General features: G+C 70.5%; 16 protein-coding genes. 11 read left to right on the top strand and 5 right to left on the bottom strand.

What is annotated here, in order from left to right:
• The first annotated feature begins 83 nt into the window (after positions 1-83).
• On the top strand, positions 84-2,234 hold the full coding sequence (locus H6726_03435) for a hypothetical protein (protein ID MCB9656679.1): 2,151 nt from the start codon (positions 84-86) through the stop codon (positions 2,232-2,234).
• A 3-nt stretch (positions 2,235-2,237) separates the two neighbouring features.
• Here H6726_03435 and H6726_03440 read toward each other — a convergent pair whose 3' ends face one another.
• On the bottom strand, positions 2,238-2,771 hold the full coding sequence (locus tag H6726_03440; GenBank protein MCB9656680.1) for a translation initiation factor IF-3: 534 nt from the start codon (positions 2,769-2,771) through the stop codon (positions 2,238-2,240).
• Positions 2,772-3,196: 425 nt separating this feature from the next.
• Between H6726_03440 and H6726_03445 the strand changes: the two genes are divergently transcribed.
• The 10 genes from H6726_03445 (at position 3,197) to H6726_03490 (ending at position 13,081) form a co-directional block, all read left to right on the top strand.
• Complete coding sequence (locus H6726_03445; GenBank protein ID MCB9656681.1) at positions 3,197-4,684, top strand: ABC-F family ATP-binding cassette domain-containing protein; 1,488 nt, start codon at positions 3,197-3,199, stop codon at positions 4,682-4,684.
• A gap of 112 nt (positions 4,685-4,796) precedes the next feature.
• The gene (locus H6726_03450; protein ID MCB9656682.1) at positions 4,797-6,437 is read left to right on the top strand and encodes a glycerol-3-phosphate dehydrogenase/oxidase; all 1,641 of its coding nucleotides are present in this window, start codon (positions 4,797-4,799) and stop codon (positions 6,435-6,437) included.
• A gap of 93 nt (positions 6,438-6,530) precedes the next feature.
• The gene (locus H6726_03455) at positions 6,531-7,757 is read left to right on the top strand and encodes a response regulator (GenBank protein ID MCB9656683.1); all 1,227 of its coding nucleotides are present in this window, start codon (positions 6,531-6,533) and stop codon (positions 7,755-7,757) included.
• A gap of 112 nt (positions 7,758-7,869) precedes the next feature.
• A complete protein-coding gene (locus H6726_03460; protein ID MCB9656684.1) occupies positions 7,870-8,376 on the top strand; it encodes an Rrf2 family transcriptional regulator in 507 nt (168 codons plus the stop codon).
• Positions 8,377-8,607: 231 nt separating this feature from the next.
• The gene (locus H6726_03465) at positions 8,608-9,207 is read left to right on the top strand and encodes a class I SAM-dependent methyltransferase (GenBank protein ID MCB9656685.1); all 600 of its coding nucleotides are present in this window, start codon (positions 8,608-8,610) and stop codon (positions 9,205-9,207) included.
• 335 nt (positions 9,208-9,542) lie between these two features.
• Positions 9,543-11,192, top strand: coding sequence for a DUF3556 domain-containing protein (locus tag H6726_03470; GenBank protein ID MCB9656686.1), 1,650 nt, complete (start codon positions 9,543-9,545; stop codon positions 11,190-11,192).
• A gap of 72 nt (positions 11,193-11,264) precedes the next feature.
• A complete protein-coding gene (locus H6726_03475) occupies positions 11,265-11,984 on the top strand; it encodes a GTP cyclohydrolase I (protein MCB9656687.1) in 720 nt (239 codons plus the stop codon).
• Position 11,985: 1 nt separating this feature from the next.
• Positions 11,986-12,411 (top strand): BLUF domain-containing protein, encoded by a 426-nt coding sequence (locus tag H6726_03480; GenBank protein ID MCB9656688.1) that lies wholly within the window; start codon positions 11,986-11,988, stop codon positions 12,409-12,411.
• Positions 12,412-12,472: 61 nt separating this feature from the next.
• Entirely contained in the window at positions 12,473-12,769 is a 297-nt protein-coding gene (locus H6726_03485; GenBank protein ID MCB9656689.1) for a hypothetical protein, read from the top strand.
• 66 nt (positions 12,770-12,835) lie between these two features.
• On the top strand, positions 12,836-13,081 hold the full coding sequence (locus H6726_03490; protein ID MCB9656690.1) for a hypothetical protein: 246 nt from the start codon (positions 12,836-12,838) through the stop codon (positions 13,079-13,081).
• Positions 13,082-13,225: 144 nt separating this feature from the next.
• Here the strand turns inward: H6726_03490 and H6726_03495 are convergent, their stop codons facing one another.
• From H6726_03495 to H6726_03510, 4 genes are all read right to left on the bottom strand, one after another.
• Complete coding sequence (locus H6726_03495) at positions 13,226-13,942, bottom strand: hypothetical protein (protein MCB9656691.1); 717 nt, start codon at positions 13,940-13,942, stop codon at positions 13,226-13,228.
• A 276-nt stretch (positions 13,943-14,218) separates the two neighbouring features.
• Positions 14,219-14,758 (bottom strand): SRPBCC family protein, encoded by a 540-nt coding sequence (locus H6726_03500; GenBank protein ID MCB9656692.1) that lies wholly within the window; start codon positions 14,756-14,758, stop codon positions 14,219-14,221.
• A 75-nt stretch (positions 14,759-14,833) separates the two neighbouring features.
• Positions 14,834-15,829, bottom strand: a complete 996-nt coding sequence (locus H6726_03505) for a hypothetical protein (protein MCB9656693.1) — start codon at positions 15,827-15,829, stop codon at positions 14,834-14,836.
• A gap of 15 nt (positions 15,830-15,844) precedes the next feature.
• On the bottom strand, positions 15,845-18,172 hold the full coding sequence (locus H6726_03510; GenBank protein MCB9656694.1) for a hypothetical protein: 2,328 nt from the start codon (positions 18,170-18,172) through the stop codon (positions 15,845-15,847).
• Positions 18,173-18,265: the final 93 nt, after the last annotated feature.

Raw genomic sequence — 18,265 nt, forward strand, 5'->3', positions numbered from 1 at the left:
CCGCCCATCCCGCACGCGGGCCCTGGCGGCGAACGCGGCTCGCGCGGCGGATGCAGCTGCTGGCGCAGCTCGCGGTGCCCGCCATGCTCGCCCCCCTCGCACTGGCCGCGTGTGGCGCCGGAGACGCCACGGGTGACGCCGGGATGGACGCGAGCGCCGCCGACAGCGCCGTGATCGAAGGGCCGGACTACCTCGAGCAGCTGGACACCGTGGCCGAGTTCGAGAGCTTGGCGGCAGACGGAACCGTGAAGTACCTGGCGCGCGTCGACGGACGCGAGCCCCTGGTGGACGCCGACTGCTTGTTCCAGAACAGCCGCCGCTTCCCGTTCCACGCGCAGTTCCTGCGGCGTGTGTTCCCCGAGTACAGCGACCTCAGCTTCGACACCTACGTGGAGTTCGTGCTGCGCCAGGCCACCCGGCGCGCGTGGGGTGGCGCGCTCGAGTGGCGCCCGCGGGTCACGCACCCGCTCAGCGGGCAGGCGGGCATCTACGTCTACTACGCCTATCAGGAGCGCCAGCCGGACGAGAACCTGAGCGTGTCCCAGCTGGTGGAGCTGGACCGGCGCCTCAAGGCCTGCGCGCCCATCGCGGCGAGCCAGCTGGTGTTCGTGCCCAGCGTCCTGGAGCAAGAGGTTCACGTGCGGCCGCTCGTGCCCGAGCTCAACGCCGCGGGCGTGGCGGTGCGCTTCCCGGCCGACCTGATCGACCGCGACTACGAGGCGTATAGCGTCGGCGAGAGCTACGGCTACCTGCACGTGATCCCGGCCGGGACGGCGGTCCCCGAGGACTACGGCTCGCGCGACGTGCTCGTGGTGGAGGGCGCGCCGCCCGACATCAGCACGCTCGCGGGGCTGATCTCGACACTCCCCCAGAGCTCGCTGAGCCACACCAACCTGCGGCTGCGCGAGCGCGGCCTGCCCAACGTGCTGCTGGCCCGCGCCTACACGGACAGCCGCGTGCGCGACCTGGAAGATCGCCTGGTGCACGTGGTGGCCACCGAGACCGAGCTGACGCTCACGTCGGCTACGCTGGCCGAGGCCGAGGCCTACTGGGAGGCGCACCGCCCGATGGTGGGCCCCGTGTCCAGCGACCTGAACGTGACGGCGCTCGAAGGCATGGACACGCTCACGCACGAAGACGCCATCGCCTACGGCGCGAAGGCCGCCAACCTGGGTGAGCTGCACGCCGTCTTGCCTGCGCAGAACCGCGTCGAGGGCTTCGGCATCCCGTTCAGCGCCTACCGCGACTTCATCGTGCACAACGGCCTCGACGCCAACATCACGGCCCTGCTGGCCGACCCGCAAGTGGGCACCGATCGCGCCTACCGCGCGGAGGCGCTCGACGACCTCCGCAAGGACATCCGCAACGGCGCGTTCCAGCCCGGGTTCTTCGCGGCGCTGGACGCGCGCCTGCGCGAGGTCTTCGGTGCGGACGCGGCCACCACGTTCATTCGCTTCCGCTCCAGCACCAACGCGGAGGACCTGGATGCGTTCAGCGGCGCGGGCCTGTACGACTCGAAGACGGGCTGCCTGGCGGACGACCTGGACGCCGACACCGTGGGCCCCTCGCACTGCTTGAGCGCCGAGCACCGCACGTTCATCGAGGCCGAGCTCGCGCGCCGACGCGCGGAGCAGACCGCGCACCCGGAGCGCTGGTGGGTGGCGGACATCATCGCGGACCTCGAGGACGACCTGACCGACGAGAAGACCGTGGCGGACGCGGTGCGCAAGGTGTGGCGCAGCCTCTGGAACCTGCGCGCGTACGACGAGCGGGAGTACTACGGCATCCCGCACACCGACGTGTTCATGGGCATCGCCGTGCAGCCCACCTTCGTGATGGAGCGCATGGAGTCGGTGGCCGTCACGCACCTGCGCCCGGACGCGGGCGACCCGCTCTACCGCGTGGTCTCGCAGCTGGGCGAGGTGGGCATCGTTCGACCCATCGACCCCGGCGCGGTGCCCGAGACGCTGACCTTCCGGCGCACGCCGGCCGCGCCCAACGGCATGAGCGACGTGCGGGTGGCGATCCCGTCGTCGCTCTCACCAGGGGCGCAGCCGCTGTACGACACGGCCATGCAAGCCCAGCTGGGCGCGCTGCTGTTCACCGTGCACGACCACTTCGCCGCGAACGTCTATCCGCAGCTCACGGGGCTGCGCCTCGACGTGGAGATCGAGGTCACGGACGGGCGCATCGTGCTCAAGCAGGCGCGCCCGTACCTGGGCGTCGAACCCTGAGCGTCAGCTGGGCTCGACCACCATCGCGATGGCGCGGCCTTGCAGGCTGGGGCGCGAGGCGACGCGCGCGATGCTCGCCAGCGACTCCTCGAAGTACTCCTGCATCATGGCCGTCCAGCGCTCGGGGTAGGCGTTCTCGCGACCGCGCAGGCGCATCACGAGCTTCACCTTGTCGCCTCGCTCGAGGAAGCCGCGGGCGCGCGCGAGCTTCGTGTGGAGGTCGTGATCGTCGGTCTTGGGCCGCATCTGGACGATCTTCAGGCTGGTCGAGGCGCTCTTGCTGGCCGCGCGCTGCTTCTTCTTGTCGTACTTGAACTTGCCGTAGTCCATCAGGCGGCAGACGGGCGGTCGCACGTTCGGTGCCACCTCGACCAGGTCGAGGCCCTGGGCGCGTGCGAGCTCGCGCGCCTCGTCGGGGTGCATGATCCCGAGCGGCTCGCCGTCGGCGGCGATGACTCGGATCTCGGGGATACGGATGCGGCCGTTGATGCGGTGCTCGGCCTGAGGAAGTGTCCTGTCACGATGGAATCGACCCAAAATGTGTCCTTTGCATGGGGTGGGAGGGCGGCCGGCGCGCTGGCCGCGAGCCCTCGTGGATGAGCGTCCTCAACGCGAAGCGGACCCACCTGGGAGGCGGGGCACGGACCCACGGGAGAGGCGCCGGAAGGGCGCCCGATCTCCACGAGGAGTCACACTCAGGCCAACAAAGTAGGGGCGAGACGCGCACATCGCAAACTCGAGCGCGCCCTTGACGCAGCGAAACCAAGACGCCACAACGTACGGGCGGCGCCAACGCGTCGCGACGATGACCTACTGAAGCGCTCACCACCCGCCCCGCCCTGCACCCGCCCGTACGCGCGAGTGCGCGGGGTCGTGTCCACCGCTCGGGCCCTCGGCCGTCGTTCGCGCGACGCCCGCGACCACGCGACGCCACCGCCCGAGCTGTTTCTCCGTAGGTCCCCATGCCCTCCATCGTCCTCTCTCACCTCTCGTTCGGGTACGACGCGACGCGCGCCGTGCTCGAGAACCTCGACCTCAGCTTCGCCCCCGGCTGGCACGGCGTCGTCGGCGCGAACGGTGCGGGCAAGAGCACGCTGCTCGCGCTCGTCACGGGTGCCCTCGCGCCTACGCGCGGGCACGTCATGCGCTCGGCCGACATCGCGCGCGTCGCGTTCGTGCCGCAAGCCACGGAGCACCGCACCCCCACGGTGGACGCGCTCACGTCGCGCTACGACCGCATCGCCGCGCGCTGGTGCGGGCGGCTCTCCGTGGATCCCGCCGAGCTCGCGCGCTGGGACACGCTGTCGCCCGGCGAGCGCATGCGCGCGCACCTGTGCGCCGCGCTGGTGGACGAGCCCGACGTGCTGGTGCTGGACGAGCCCACCAACCACCTGGATGCGGAGGCGCGCGAGCAGGTGCTGGCTGCGCTCGCGCGCTTCTCCGGCATCGGCCTCTTGGTGTCCCACGACCGCGCCTGGCTGGACGCGCTGTGCACGCAGACGGTGTGGCTCGAAGAGGGCGGCGCGCGCGCCTGGGCGGGCGGCTACACGGCCGCCGCAGAGGGGCGCGCGCAAGGGCGGGCCGCGGCGCGCGCGGCGCGTGACGTGGCCCGCGCCGAGGTCTCGCGGCTCACGCGCTCGGCGGAGCGTGCCCAGCGCGCACGCGCCGGCGCGGAGCGTATGATCTCCACCAAGCACCGCGCGCGCTCACCGAAGGACAACGACGCGCGCGGCATCCTCGCGCGTACGCGCGCCGAGTGGGCCGAGGCGCGGCTGGGGCGCGCGGCCGCCACGCGCGATGCCCAGCTGGGGCGCGCGCAGGAGACCCTCGCGGCCCTCCCCAAGGTGTGCGCCGAGCGGGGTCGCGCGCTCACGTTCGAGAGCACGGGCGGTGGCGGACCGCTGCTGCTGTCGCTCGACGGGCAAGACGTGTGCGCCGGCGAGCGGGTGGTGCTGCGCGACGTGCACGTGGCGCTGCGCCGCGGCGAGCGGGTGTGGCTGCGTGGCGAGAACGGCGCGGGCAAGACGTCGCTCCTGCGTGCGCTGCTGAAGGCCCGTGAGCGACCGCGCGCGCTGTACGTGCCGCAAGAGCTGGAGCGCGACGTCGTCACGCGCCATCAGCAGGACCTGCTGGCGCTGCCCCCGGACGTCCGCGGTCGCGCGTTCCAGCGGCTCGCGGCGCTGGGCTGTGACCCCACCATCGTGACCAGCTCCTCCGCCCCCTCGCTGGGCGAGGCGCGCAAGCTCGCGCTGGCCGCGGGGCTCGCGCGCCCGCTCGACGCCATCCTGCTGGACGAGCCCACCAACCACCTGGACCTGCCCTCCATCGAGCGCCTGGAGCACGCCCTCGACGACTTCCCCGGCGCGCTGCTGATCGTCAGCCACGACGAGCGCTTCGCCGAGGCCCTGTGCGACACGGTCTGGACCGTCGAAGCGGGGCAGGTGCGATGAAGGGCGAGTCGGACAGCATCCGGTCGCCGTCACTCGCTGGCCGCGCCCGCAGCCCACGTCGGTGCGGCACGTCGCGCCGACGCCAGAGTGTGTCACCCTTGGCGCCGATATCATGACCGCAACGTCCCACAATCCCGCCGACAGCGCGCGCCTGCGCGATCGCCGCCAGACGCTGAGCGCCATCGCGACCCGCCGTGAGCCCTGGGACATCGTCGTCGTGGGCGGTGGCATCACGGGCGCAGGCATCGCGCGCGAGGCGGCCCGACGTGGGCGAGCCGTGCTGCTGGTCGAGCAGCGGGACTTCGCGTGGGGGACCTCCAGCCGCTCCTCCAAGATGGTGCACGGGGGGCTGCGCTACCTGGCCCAGGCGGACTTCAAGCTCACGCGCGACGCGCTGCGCGAGCGCGAGCGTCTGCTGCACGAGGCGCCCCAGCTGGTGCATCGGACGGGCTACTGGTGGCCCCACCGCAAGGGGCAGTTCCCGGGACCCATCGGCCTTGGCCTCGCGCTCGAGCTGTACGACCGTCTGGCAGGCATCCGCGACCATCGCTTCGTGCGCCGCGACGAGTACCTCCGCGCCGTCCCCGGGAGCAACCCGCGCGGGCTGGTGGGAGGCACCTACTTCACGGACTCGACGGTCGACGACGCGCGGCTGGTGCTACGCGTGCTGGACGAGGCGGTGGCCGACGGGGCCCGCACGCTCAACTACGCGCGCGTGTCCGAGCTGCTGCGCACGGCCGGGCAGGTGACGGGGGTGCGCGTCGTCGACGAGGTGTCCGGAGAGACTCTGAACGTCTCTGCCCGCGTGGTGATCAACGCGACGGGCGCGTGGGCCGACGTACTGCGCAGCAAGGTCGCGGGCGAGCGCAAGGTGCGCCCCCTGCGCGGGAGCCACCTGGTGCTGCCCCGCGCGCGGCTGCCCCTCGACGAGGTCATCGGCTTCCCGCACCCCGAGGACAAGCGCCCGGTGTTCGTGTACCCGTGGGAGGGGGCGACGATCGTCGGCACGACCGACCTGGACCACCGCGCTTCGCTGAACGAAGAGCCGCGCATCAGCAAAGAGGAGCTGCGCTACTTGCTGAGCGCCGCGCAGCGCGAGTTCCCCGACGCGGAGCTCGGGCGCGAGGACATCGTCGCCACGTGGGCCGGCGTGCGGCCGGTCGTGGCGTCGGGCAAGGGTGTCGATCCCAGCAAGGAGCGGCGCGACCACGTGGTGTGGGACGACCACGGCCTGATCAGCGTGACCGGCGGCAAGCTGACGACGTTCCGGCTGATCGCGCTCGACGCGCTGCAGCGCGCCGCCCGTCACGTGCCGGGCCTCGACGCCCGCGACACGCGTGAGCCGACATTCCGACGCGCGCCGATCACGGGCCCGACCGCGCTATCGCGCCACGTGCGCGAGCGTCTCGAGGGGCGCTACGGACCGTTGCTGCCGCGCTTCCTGAGCGAGATGCCCGCGGACGAGCTGGTGCCCATCGGAGACACCGAAACCCTGGTAGCCGACCTGCGCTGGGCCGCGCGACACGAAGCCGTGGTGCGCCTCGAAGACCTCCTGCTGCGCCGCACGCGCCTCGGCCTCCTGCTTCCCGACGGTGCGAGCGCGCACGCCACGCCGATCAAGCGCGCCGTTCAGTCCGAGCTGGGCCTCGATGACGACGCCTACGGCCATGCGTGGGACACGTACCTCACGCTCGTGAGGGACAGGTACGGCCTCCCGGGCGAGGCGCGCGAGGCGCGCGAGGCGGTAGGGTGACTCCCACGCGGTGACTCTTGCGGACGGAGGGCCCGCGCCGCCATGATGACCGCTCGGTGTGGGACACGCCCCAACGGATGGAGCACAGAGCGAATGAAGATTCTCCTCGCGGATGACGACGCGGTCGCCAGGCTGACCCTGACGAAGATCTTGGAGCACCTGGGCCACGAAGTGCTCTCGGCCTCCGATGGTGAGGAAGCGCTCGCGATCCTGGAGGGAGCTGCTGCGCCGCGGCTCGTGGTGCTCGATTGGGTCATGCCGGGGTTGGACGGGGTCACGCTGTGTCGTCGCATCCGCGCCCGGACACGAGCGCCCTACACCTACATCGTGATGGTCAGCGCCAAGTCGCGCCGCGACGACGTCCTCGAGGCCATGGCGGCCGGCGCGGACGACTTCGTGTCCAAGCCCTACTCCTTGAAGAGCATGGCGGCGCGCATCGCCGTCGGGGAACGCGTCCTGGACCAGAGCCGGACGTCGCCCGCCGAGGCGCTGCGCACCTTCGAGGCAGCGCTGACGAGCCAGACTGGTGGCGAGGTGGTGGCGCGCGCAGGAGACGCCGTGGGGCGGGTCCACATCGCGGCGGGACAGATCGTGTGGGCACACCTGTCGACGGAGTCTGGCTCGCTGCAGGACGTGGTGGCGGACTTGGTGCCTCTCTCGCGCGACGAGGCGCTCAGCGTGGTCGAGGAGGCGCGTACGTCAGGCAAGAGTTTTGGCGAGGTGTTGGTCGACTGGCAGTTCGTCGAGGCCGACCGGCTGCGCAGCTGCCTGCAGGCGTGGATCGCGAAGAAGCTGACGGCGATCCTCTCCCTCGACGAGCTGAGCACCTTCTTCGTGCCCGCCACGCGCAAGCTCGCGCCCTCCGCGTTCGGGTTCGACTGGTCGGAGGTCAGCACACTGGCGCTCGGCGAAGCGACCGGGCCTCGCGGCGCGGCGAGCAAGCGGTCGATCAGTGGCGTGGGCATCGAGGTCCCCCCGCCGGACGCGCAGATCGTCGAGGCGGTCGAGCAGTTCTCGAAAGCCGAGGGCGTGCTGTCGGTGGCCGCCATCGACCGTGCGCTCGGCAGGACGCTGCACGCAACGGGCGCGCCGCTCGACGAAGGCCTGTACCTGGCGGTGCTGCACGCCATCTCGCTCGCGGAGCTGTCGGAGGGCACCGTCGGCGAAGACCTGATCCTGACCAGCTCGCGCCGCATCTTCCTCGCGCGCGTCATCCCCGCACGCAGCGGCGTCGCGATCTTCACGGTGCTCGAGGGGGACGAGTCGAACCTCGGTCGCGCGCGGGTGCTGTTGAAGCAGGCCGTGGCGTCCATCACCTGAAGCCGCGCGGCGTCGCGGCCGGGTCCCCTTCCCTCAGGCGCACACTGCGGCGACGCGCTGGCCGCGACGCCGAGGGTTGACACACGCACATTAACGTAACATTTAAAGTTACGTGAGAAACGACAGCCGCCTCTCCTCCGTGCTCCACGCGCTCCTGCACATGGCGTCGCACACCGGGCCCATGACCTCGGAGCAGCTGGCCACCTGCATGCAGACCAACCCCGTGGTGGTGCGACGCACCATGGCCGGGCTGCGCGAGGCTGGCATCGTGCGCTCGGAGAAGGGACGCGGTGGCGGCTGGTCCCTCGAACGCGTGCTGGCACACATCACGCTGCGCGATCTGCACGACGCGCTCGGCGAGCCCTCGCTCTTCGCGGTGGGCCACCACCACGCGGAGAGCACGTGCCTGGTGGAGCAAGCCGTCAACGCAGCGCTCGGCGACGTGTTCGAGGAGGCCGAGCGACTCCTCCTCGCCCGTCTGGGCGCGGTCACGCTCGCGCAGCTCGAGCAGGACTTCACGGAGCGCATGGGCCGCGCCGGACACACGCCGGGCGAGCACCACCACGCGCGTCACGCCCCCGGCGGCAAGCACGGCCCCACCGGCCGCAGCCTCCGATGAACCCGGCGGCCAGGCGACGCGCGCGAGAACAGGAACCACCCGATGCCACCCGCACCCGCACCCCTGGAGACACCCATGACCAAGGAGACCAACGACACTCGCGCCCGCAAGTTCCTCGACGACCAGCCCACGTCCCCGTCCGTCGCGTTCGCCTTCGACACCGCGCGCGCCGAGGCGTACGACCGCCAGTTCGAGTCCATCCGCGCCATCACCGGCGCGCTCCACCTCCTCATGCGCATGCACTTCGCGGGTCTCCCGAGCGACGCGCGCATTCTCGTCGTGGGCGCCGGCACCGGCGCTGAGGTGCGCTTCCTCGCGCCGCTCTTCCCAGGCTGGCGCTTCACGCTGGTGGACCCCTCCGAGGCGATGCTGAGCGTGGCGCGGCGGCACGCCGAAGCCGAAGGCTTCCTGGACCGCTGCACCTTCCACGCGGACCTGCTCCCCTCGCTCCCGCCCACGCCGCACCACGCCGCCACCAGCCTGATGGTGTCGCACTTCCTCCTCCATAGGGAAGAGCGCCAGGCCTTCTTCGAAGCCATCGCGGCGCGCCTGCTCCCCGGCGGCTTGCTCGTCACCGCCGACATCGCCGCCGACCCGACCGCCCCCACCTTCGACGCCGTCATGGACCTGTGGATCGACCTCCTCGTCCACGCCGACACCCTGTCCCCCGACGGCCGCGCCAACTACCGCGCCGCCTTCGGCACCAACTTCGCCGCCCACCCCCCGGCCGAAGTCGAGGCGCTCATCCACCGCGCCGGCTTCGCCCCACCCACGCCAAGCTACCAAGCCGCCCTCCTCCGAGCCTGGACCACGACACGCCTCCCCGCCTGAGCCGCCGCAGCCGGACCGGCGACAGCGCCCGTCGCGACGACGCGGTACAGTCCCGCCATGACGTGGACGGAGGCACTCACTCCAGCTCCGCCACACCCATCCTCCACCCGAACCAACCAGCCCCGACCAACCACGTCGGACTCACTCCCGTCCCCCTCCGAAGCCCGAGACGTCGCCGAGGGAGGCGTGCCCCATTTCACGCGCCAAAGGCGCGTAGAAATGGGGGGAGGCACCGCAGGGAGCGCCTGCGCGACCGAGCCCCGGCGCAGGCCGCCACGCCTCCCGCACGCCACGTCGCCAAAGGGCGCATGTTACAACCCGCCCCCATGGGCGCCATGGATCCGATCCTCCCCGAGTTCGACATCCGCGAGTGGCGGCAGAAGCCCTGGCCCACCCGCTACCGCATGGCGTGCCAAGACTGGGTGGTGCGTGGCTACGGCAGCCCGTTGCCGGTCTACATCTTCTACGTACTGAAGGCCGCGCTGTATGTCTGGCTGTGGAGCGTCTTCGTCGCGCGCACGCCGGGCCTCGGGCAGCTCGCCGACATCGGCACCTGGTGGGCCGCGCCCATCGCCATTCAGAAGGCCGTGCTCTTCAGCCTGCTGTTCGAGGTGGTGGGCCTCGGCTGCGACTGCGGTCCACTCGCAGGGCGCTACAACCCACCCTTCGGCTCCGTCCTGCACTTCCTGCGGCCAGGGACGCTCAAGCTGCCGTTCTTCCCGCGCCTCCCGCTGCTCGGCGGCACCAAGCGCACACCCCTCGACGTGCTCCTCTTCGCCGCGCTCCTGGGCGCGCTCCTCTACGCCCTGCTCGCGCCCACGCTCACACCGATGCACGTCGCGCCGGTCGTCGCGCTGGTGCTGCTGTGTGGCGTGACCGACACCACCATCTTCCTGTCCGCGCGCGCCGAGCACTTCCTCACCGCCGCCATCTGCCTGCTCTTCGCCGACGACTGGCTGGCCGGGCTCAAGTGGACCTGGGCCGCCATCTGGTTCTGGGCCGCGGTCTCGAAGCTCACGCCACACTTCCCGCTGGTGGTGTCGGTCATGCAGGCCACCAGCCCGCTCACGCACTTCTTGCCCGCTGTGCGCCGCGCCATGTTCAAGTCCTTCCCGGAGGACATGCATCCGTCGCGGCTCGCCATCGTCATGGCGCACGCGGGCACCGTCGTGGAGCTCGCCATCCCCCTCGCGCTCCTGGCCACCGACGGTGGGCCCAGCACGGTCGTGGTGCTGGGCGCCATGGTGGCGTTCCACGTGTTCATCACCTCGAGCTTCCCGCTGGGCGTCCCCATCGAGTGGAACATCGTCATGGTCTACGGCGGCCTCGCGCTGTTCGGCGCGCACCCCGAGGCCAGCGCCCTCGCGCTGAGCAGCCCGCTCCTGGTGGCGATCCTGGCCGTGCCGTTGGTGATCGTGCCGCTCGTGGGCAATGTCTCCCCGCGCCACGTCTCGTTCCTGCTCTCCATGCGCTACTACGCAGGCAACTGGGCCTACAGCGTGTGGCTGTTCAAAGGGGACGCCGAGAACAAGCTGGACCAGCACATCACCAAGGCCGCGCTGGGCGGCCGCGCACAGCTCATGACGATGTACGAGCAGGACAAGGACATGGTCGACGCCATGCTGTGCAAGGTGCCGGTCTTCCGGCTCATGCACGTGCAGGGGCGTATCCTGCACGACCTGCTGCCCAAGGCCTGCCCCGACGTGGAGGACTACGTGTTCCACGACGGCGAGGCGGTCGCCGGCCTGGTGCTGGGCTGGAACTTCGGCGACGGGCACCTGCACCAGGAGCGCCTGCTGGAAGCCATCCAGGGCGAGTGCCAATTCGAGCCGGGCGAGCTGCGCTGCATCTTCGTGGAGTCGCAGCCCATCCACCGGCCGTTCCTGGGCTACCGCATCCACGACGCGGCCACCGGGTTGATCGAGGAGGGCGAGGTCCCCGTGAAGACGCTCCTCGCGCGCCAGCCATGGCCCGAGGGCGCCTAGCGCGACCACGCTTTCGTAACGTTCGAGGCGATCGTGCGTCCACGGGGGCTGCTATATTCTCGCGAGCGCCGCATGAACGACACGCCCAAGTCCCTCGAGATCGACCCTCCCCTGCCCACGTCGGCCCAGATCCGCGCGCGGCTCGAAGCGGCCAAGGTGCGCTTCCACGCGAACGACAACATCGCCGCCTACCTGCAGCCAGGCGACCGCGAGGCCCTGCTGGAGGAGGTCACCAGCAAGATGCAGGGGGTGCTCGAGAGCCTGGTGATCGACACCGAGAGCGATCACAACACGCACGACACCGCGCGGCGCGTCGCCAAGATGTACCTCACGGAGATCTTCCGCGGCCGGTACGCCGAGGCACCACCCGTCACCGAGTTCCCCAACGCGTCCTGCCTGAACGAGCTGATGATCGTCGGGCCCATCACGGTGCGCAGCGCCTGCAGTCACCACCTGTGCCCCATCATGGGCCGGCTGTGGATCGGCGTGATGCCCAACGAGCACTCGAACCTGATCGGGCTCAGCAAGTACTCGCGCCTCAGCGAGTGGGTCATGTCCCGCCCCCAGATCCAGGAAGAGGCCATCACGCAGCTGGCCGACCTGCTCATGAACAAGGTCACGCCGGACGGGCTCGCCGTGGTCATGGAGGCGGACCACTTCTGCATGCACTGGCGCGGCGTGAAGGACGACTCGACCAAGATGATCAACAGCGTCATGCGCGGGTCCTTCCTGAAGGACGCCGCCCTGCGCCGCGAGTTCCTGTCGCTCGTCAACCTCAAGAATGGGGGCTGAGATGCTCGTCCGTTGCCTGTACGCCAGCCGCGCCGTGACGCCGGTCACGCAGCACCTGACCGACGCCATCCTCGACCAGTCGCGTCGCACCAACCCCAAGCACGGCATCACCGGCATGCTCGTCATGAGCGACGAGGTCTTCATCCAGGTGCTCGAGGGCGGGCGAGACGCGGTCTGCGACCTCTTCAACAACATCGTCCGCGACCCGCGCCACACGGCGGTGCGCATCCTGGTGTTCGAAGAGATCACCGAGCGCCGCTTCGGTCACTGGAGCATGGCCCACGTGAACACCGCCAAGGTGAACGCCTCGCTCCTGCTCAAGTACTCCGAGAAGGCCGCGCTCAACCCCTTCGCGGCCCCCGGGCACGCCACCATGGCGCTGCTGGACGAGCTGGTCGCCACAGCCGCGGTCGTCAACCGCAGCTGACGCGCGTGTGGCACACCCTGGCGCGCATCCGGCGGGCACGAAACGTGCACTGTGTGGCGCCATGACCAACTTCCCCCCACCCATGGCCCGGCACTCGCTCGCCATGCTCGGCCTCTGCCTGCTGTCCATGCTGAGTGGCTGCACGAGCGAACCAAACCAAGACCCCTTCGAGCCTCGACCCGCCGAAGAGTGCGCGCCAGCGTGCGTGCCCGCGTCGACCCTCGGCCTGTCGGGGCCGTCCATCTGTTTCGACGGCTGCCACTACTGCCAGTGCACGGCGTCCGGTCCAACCAACTGCACGGCAAATGCGTGTTTCGACGCAGGCTCCGAGCCGTTGCCCGACCAAGGCGCGCCCTGACGCCGTCCTCTGCAGGACCGCGTAGACGGCTCGTCAGTCCCGAACCCCTTGGCGGACATCCCGTGGGTGGCCTTCACCGAAGACCTGGCTGGGTCGACGCCGGCGCGCTGGGCGAGTGAGCACCTCGCGGGCATCACGCCCGTGCTGCGCTCCGACAGCCTGACCGTGCAGCTCAGCGCGGTGCGTGGTGGGGTCGGCGCGGCGCTGGTGCCCGAAGGCAGCATGGCGCCCTATGGGCTGACGCCGCTGCGGCTCGGGAAGGCGCTGCGCGTCGCGCTGGGCCGTGGCCGGTGGACGACCTCTACCTGGTGACCCACCAGGCGCTGCGCGCCGTACCACGCGTGAGGGCCGTGTGGGCGTTCTTGGCGGAGCACGTCGGGAGCCGCGCCCCTGGGTGAGCCACCGCGAGGCCCGCGGGGCCGCAGGGGCGCGGCTCGTCCCGAGAGCTTCGACTAGCTAGGTGTCTTCCCGTTCCGTAGCGCTTACGAAAGCGGAGTCCGCGCTCGCCAACCACTGCAGCACGCGCGCGAGCGCCGCGCTCACGCGTGGCTCGCTCATGTCGCGTCGCACCTCGGGCGGGAGCGAGCGCCACAGGCTGTGCACCTCGGGCCCTCGTCGCCGGCCGTGCGCGCGTTGCCTCAGCTCCCACACGTAGGCGCAGAGGCTCACGTCGTGCGCGAGCGGCGCGTGGCGGACCACCGCGCGCAGGCGCTTGTCCGTGGTCGCACAGCCATGCATCCGGCCGAGTCGCGTGAGGGCCTCCTGCTTCACCCGCTGGGTGCTGCGGCTCGCCGCCCGAGCCCGCCCACCTCGCGCGGCGGGCGACGCACCGAGCGACACACGCGTGTCGATCAGCTCGCCGTCCCACGCGAGGTGCGACACCCGAAACGACACGTCCAAGAACGACGCCAGCAGGTTCGCCGTCCGCACGAAGTCGGGCTGAGTCGCTCCATTCGCATCCGCCTCGTACTCGGCCGACGGACGCAGCGCCTCGGGCAGGCCGGGCCAAGCCTCACGCAGCCACGCGAGGGCGCCCGCCCGGGTGCGCAGGCACTGCACGTCGTCGGGCCCCAAGTGGCCGGGGTCGCGCAGGCTCTCGGACTCCAGGTGCAGCAGCAGGTCGTAGGTGCGCTGGTGTAGCGCCAGCAGGCCTCGGATCTCGGCGGGTTGCATGAGCCCGCCTAGAGCAGGACACGTGCCATCCGCTGACCTTCGTGATCATGGAGCATTTCGCGCACGACTCGCGCAGCACCCGATACGTGCAGATTGCGGGCTATCCGCACGGCGCGTCGGCTCAACGCCGCCTGCGGAGGGCGAAGGCGAGGCCGAACAACATGGCGAGCGTGCCGAGCGGGGTGCGCCACTCCCTGGCCTGACACCGTGCAGTCAAGTGTCACTCAACTGGCCCAGCCCGCTCGGACCCCTCCCTCGCCCCCGCACCCAGCCGTGCTAGCGGCTGACGATCTCGCCCAGCTTGTGGAGGCCGCGCTCGAAGTCGGGGCCGATCATGCCATCCATGCCCATCAGCGTGTCCATCACGCGGCCCATGAAGTTGAGCTGCCCCTGCATGCTCCACGTCACGCGGGTCTGGCCGTCGCCCTCTGGGGCCAGCTCCATGAAGACGACGGCTTGGTCCTCCATGGGAGCCGTGAAGGTCAACGCATAGTCCACGCGTGTGGGGGTGATGCTCGTGATTTCCATCCGCCCCGCGCCCACCTCTTCCCCGCTCCACGTGTACCAGGCGCCCACGCCCGACGCCGGGTCCGAGTAGACCTTGGTGGAGCTCGGCTCGAGCTCGTCCCACGGGTTCCAGAGGATCCACTGACGCAGGTCCGTCAGGTAGGGCGCCACCGCGTCCGGTGGGGCGTTTACCACGAGGGACCGCGATACCGTGTAGCTCGTCGGGCGAGTGGCGACGTAGGCGCAGAACGCCGCGACGACGACTGCCAGGACGCCCACCACCCCGAGGGCTTTCTTTTTCTTGGACATGGTCGTGGAGCGTAGCGACATGAGCTGCGCTCTGCGAGCCCCACGACGCTCGTGCGCACCAAGCGAGTCAGCACCCTAGCGCAGGTTGAGGTGGGTGAGCCGGAGGCACTCGTCGGTGACGAACGTGTCGACGAAGTCGATGGAGAGCACGTTGGGGATACGGCCGGGACGGATCTCCCCACGCGCGACCAGCTCGTCGAGCGTGGGACCGAGCAGCGGGTTGGCCATCTCCGCCAGGTCGCGGATGGAGGTCGCCTGCTCGGGCGGGCCGATGCACGACACCGCGAGCTCCTGGTTCTGCGTCAGCGTCCACGACAGCTCGAACAGGCGGCCGCTGCCCGGGTCGTAGCTCTCGAAGCGCGCCACCTGCTCGGCGCGCAGCAGCTCCACGTCGATGACGTTGCTCCAGTGTCCATCGACCGTGAGCTGGGTCGGGCTGTAGCGCCCGGCCGCGCGCAGCTCCGGCGTGTCCGCCAACCCCTCGTAGAAGAAGACCGCCCGACCTCCGTCGGGCCCGACCAGCTCCGCCAGCGGGCGCTGCATGAGCGGTCGCGTTTCACCCGCCGGCTCCGTGTACAGGCGCGGCCCGAGCGTAGTCGTGATGAGCGCGACGAGGGTGTCGTCGTCCGCGCCCGTGCCGCAGAAGCCGCCCACCTCGATCACCACGAACTCGCGGTGTTGGTCCAAGAACGTGCGCAGCTCACCGAGCAGGTCCTGCAGGCGCGCGCCGAGGCAGCCGAGCCCCCCACAGGTCGTGGTGTGGTGCGTGAAGTAATCGTCGTCCATTCGCTCGGGCCTCACGTCGAAGGCGCGCACCCCCGCCTCGAGCTGCGCGCCCATGCCGAGCTCCTGGGTCTTCGTGTTGCAGGCGCTCGAGAAGCGACTGCGGCAGTAGCTCTCGGCGTACGTGCCCGCGTCGTGCGCGCGCGGCCAGCAGATGTCCGACATCGTGGGCTGCCGATCCGCGTACCGCGCCGCGATCTCGCTCATCCAATCGGCGTGGTGCGTTGGGTCGGCGCACCCCGCCGAAGCGAGCGCGGACACGAGCAGGAGGGCAGAGAGGCGGGTCATCGAAGGGAGTGTATGTCAGTCCCTTCGACGCATGGCGAACGCGAGGAGGAGCAGCATACCCAGACCGAAGAGCGGTTGGCTGCGCGTGCTCGCGTCACCAGTCGCGCAGTCGCCACAGCCGCCACCGTCGCTGGGGGGAGGCAGGCCACGCAACGAGGCGCTGTTGCTGCCCACGTTGCCGGCCTCGTCCCGCACCTCGAACTGCACCTCGCCGATGGCTTCGGCGACGAACCGCTCGGGCGTCTCCAAGGTCTGCCAGCTGGACCATGTCTCGTCGCCGAGCGCGCGGTAGCGGAACTCGAGCGCGTCGGCGTGGGTCACCGCGTCGGCGGCGCGCAGCCGCGTGCCGCGCTCCGTGATGGTGGTCTCCACCTCTGGCGCCAGCACGTCGATCAGGAACTCCACGCGCGCCGGCGTGAGGTCGACGCCGGTGTCCGCCCCGACGATGCGCGCCCGCGCCTCGGCGCTGTGACGCCCCTGGAGCAGCAGGGTGTCGTGCGACACCACCGCGTACGGGCTGCGCGACCAGTCGCTCCACGATTGCTCGTCCACACGATGCTGGTACTCGAAGGAGACCCCGTCCGGTCCGCTCGCGCTCATCTCGAGCTCGACGCTCGGCCGCTCGCCGACGCCGAACGTGTCGAGCGCGAACACGCTGGAGTCTGGGAGGTGGACGTTCACGAGCCGCAGCGTGGTGTCGGTGCGCTGCTGGAGCGGCGCCGGCCCCGCAGTGAGGTTGACGAACACGCCGAGGTAGCGCTCGTTGCGTCCGCCACCGAGGTCGTCCTCCACCAAGCGGAGCGTCCCCGATCCGAGCGGCTCGATGCCCACCGGCAGCCCCGCGGAAGCGACCAGGTCACCGACGTTGAAGCTGGGGAGCGCCCCACTGACCATGGTGAGGGCGACGGGAACGACCCCCTCGACGGCGAGCGTGATCGTCGCGGGGTCCTCGCGGATGAGCTCGTTGTTGGAGATGACCGCATTCGCGAGCTCGACTCCGAGGATCTGGGGGGTCAGCGTGCCGTTGTCGATGGGCACGTTGATGCGCGCGGTCGTGTCTGCGGTGAACGTCATGAAGCGCGCGTAGCGCTCGGTGGTCCACACGTAGAAGTCGAGATTCAGCTCGGGGAACTCGATGGTGACGAACGGGTCCTCCTCCGTCCCCGCGCCGAGCGTCACGTGTGGCGGCTTCCCGGGGCGAAGCGCAATCCCGAGCGCCGAGCCGCTGAACGGGAAGGTCAGCTCCTTGAGCGACCCAATGAGCAAGGAGAAGAGGCTCGTGCTGAGCAACGGGCTCAAGCGCGTGGTGACCTGCAGGCACAGCGCGCCACTCTCCCAGAGCTGGTAGGCACCCCAGTTCATGACCCGCTCGCTGAGCCCCACCTGGATGTGGTGGGTGTCCGCGCCGCCCGTGAACGCCGAGGCGAGCGCGACGTCCGTGGGAGGCTGGTCGAGGCCCAGCATGCTCAGCTCCTCGGGGGTCAAGGGATCGATGCAGGAGCTGTTCTGTACCAAGCTGCTGAAGCCCCCATAGGCCGGCACGGTGTAGCCACCACCCACACCCACTGCGTCGTCCTGCACCGCGAACAGGACGTCCACGGCGGCCCGCAGGCCCGGCGAGATGGAGCTCAGGAGGTCGCCCATGTCGACGCGCACTTCGGCGCCGAGCAGCTGCGGCACGCACTGCCCAGACACGGGTTCGCCGTCGTCGAACAAGCCATTGCCGTTGGTGTCGGTGAACCCGTGGCAGTTGCCGTCGGGTCGCGCGGTGCTGCCGCTCGGGCAGATGTCGCGCTGACCCGTCGTGGGGTTCAGCAGGGCCGGCTGACACAGCGAGACCAAGTCGTTCTTCACCTGCTGGATGGCGCGCGTGACCGTCTGCGCCGGGTCGCCCGTGAACGTCGTGACGATGCCCACCAGCTGCGAGGGACTCAGACCGAACGCGTTGCAGTTCGTCGAGAGGTCCGACACCTGCAAGCTGCCGTTGTCCAACGAGAAGTCCCCGATCGCGAGGGCACCATAGCCAGGACGCGCCGCCGACGGCCCGATGCCCACGTCCACGTTGATCGGGATGCTGGGCGGGTTCGAGCGTCGCGTGTCGATGTCCAGCGTGCACTCCTGGAACCCCGTGCTGATGCCGATGATGCTGTTGGCCATCACCATCGGCCACGCGCGCCGGGCTCCCGCGCTGTTCGTGGTCGTCGCGAAGAGCGGCACGCGCGCCTCGATGAACTGCCCGTCGGGGACGAGCGCGACCGGCGAATCCGCCGCCCCGAGCGTGGGCGTGATGGCGCACCCGCCCGCCGCTGGCGCGAACACCCGCACGTTGGAGCTGGGTCCCACGCTGGAGCCAGCCCGCGTCGCCCGCACCCGGTACTGCGTGCCTGCGGTCGCGTTGAACTGGCAAGAGCCTCTGAAGTCTTGACACCCCCCGGT

It is taken from the genome of Sandaracinaceae bacterium (assembly GCA_020633055.1).
Taxonomy (GTDB): Bacteria; Myxococcota_A; Polyangia; order Polyangiales; family Houyiibacteriaceae; genus JADJJE01.

Bases quoted from the DNA above. Each gene is read 5' to 3' on its own strand.
- H6726_03435 (MCB9656679.1), top strand. From the start codon at position 84: ATGCTCGCCCCCCTCGCACTGGCCGCGTGTGGCGCCGGAGACGCCACG.
- H6726_03445 (MCB9656681.1), top strand. From the start codon at position 3,197: ATGCCCTCCATCGTCCTCTCTCACCTCTCGTTCGGGTACGACGCGACG.
- H6726_03450 (MCB9656682.1), top strand. From the start codon at position 4,797: ATGACCGCAACGTCCCACAATCCCGCCGACAGCGCGCGCCTGCGCGAT.
- H6726_03455 (MCB9656683.1), top strand. From the start codon at position 6,531: ATGAAGATTCTCCTCGCGGATGACGACGCGGTCGCCAGGCTGACCCTG.
- H6726_03465 (MCB9656685.1), top strand. From the start codon at position 8,608: ATGCGCATGCACTTCGCGGGTCTCCCGAGCGACGCGCGCATTCTCGTC.
- H6726_03470 (MCB9656686.1), top strand. From the start codon at position 9,543: ATGGATCCGATCCTCCCCGAGTTCGACATCCGCGAGTGGCGGCAGAAG.
- H6726_03475 (MCB9656687.1), top strand. From the start codon at position 11,265: ATGAACGACACGCCCAAGTCCCTCGAGATCGACCCTCCCCTGCCCACG.
- H6726_03480 (MCB9656688.1), top strand. From the start codon at position 11,986: ATGCTCGTCCGTTGCCTGTACGCCAGCCGCGCCGTGACGCCGGTCACG.
- H6726_03485 (MCB9656689.1), top strand. From the start codon at position 12,473: ATGACCAACTTCCCCCCACCCATGGCCCGGCACTCGCTCGCCATGCTC.
- H6726_03495 (MCB9656691.1), bottom strand. From the start codon at position 13,942: ATGCAACCCGCCGAGATCCGAGGCCTGCTGGCGCTACACCAGCGCACC.
- H6726_03500 (MCB9656692.1), bottom strand. From the start codon at position 14,758: ATGTCCAAGAAAAAGAAAGCCCTCGGGGTGGTGGGCGTCCTGGCAGTC.
- H6726_03505 (MCB9656693.1), bottom strand. From the start codon at position 15,829: ATGACCCGCCTCTCTGCCCTCCTGCTCGTGTCCGCGCTCGCTTCGGCG.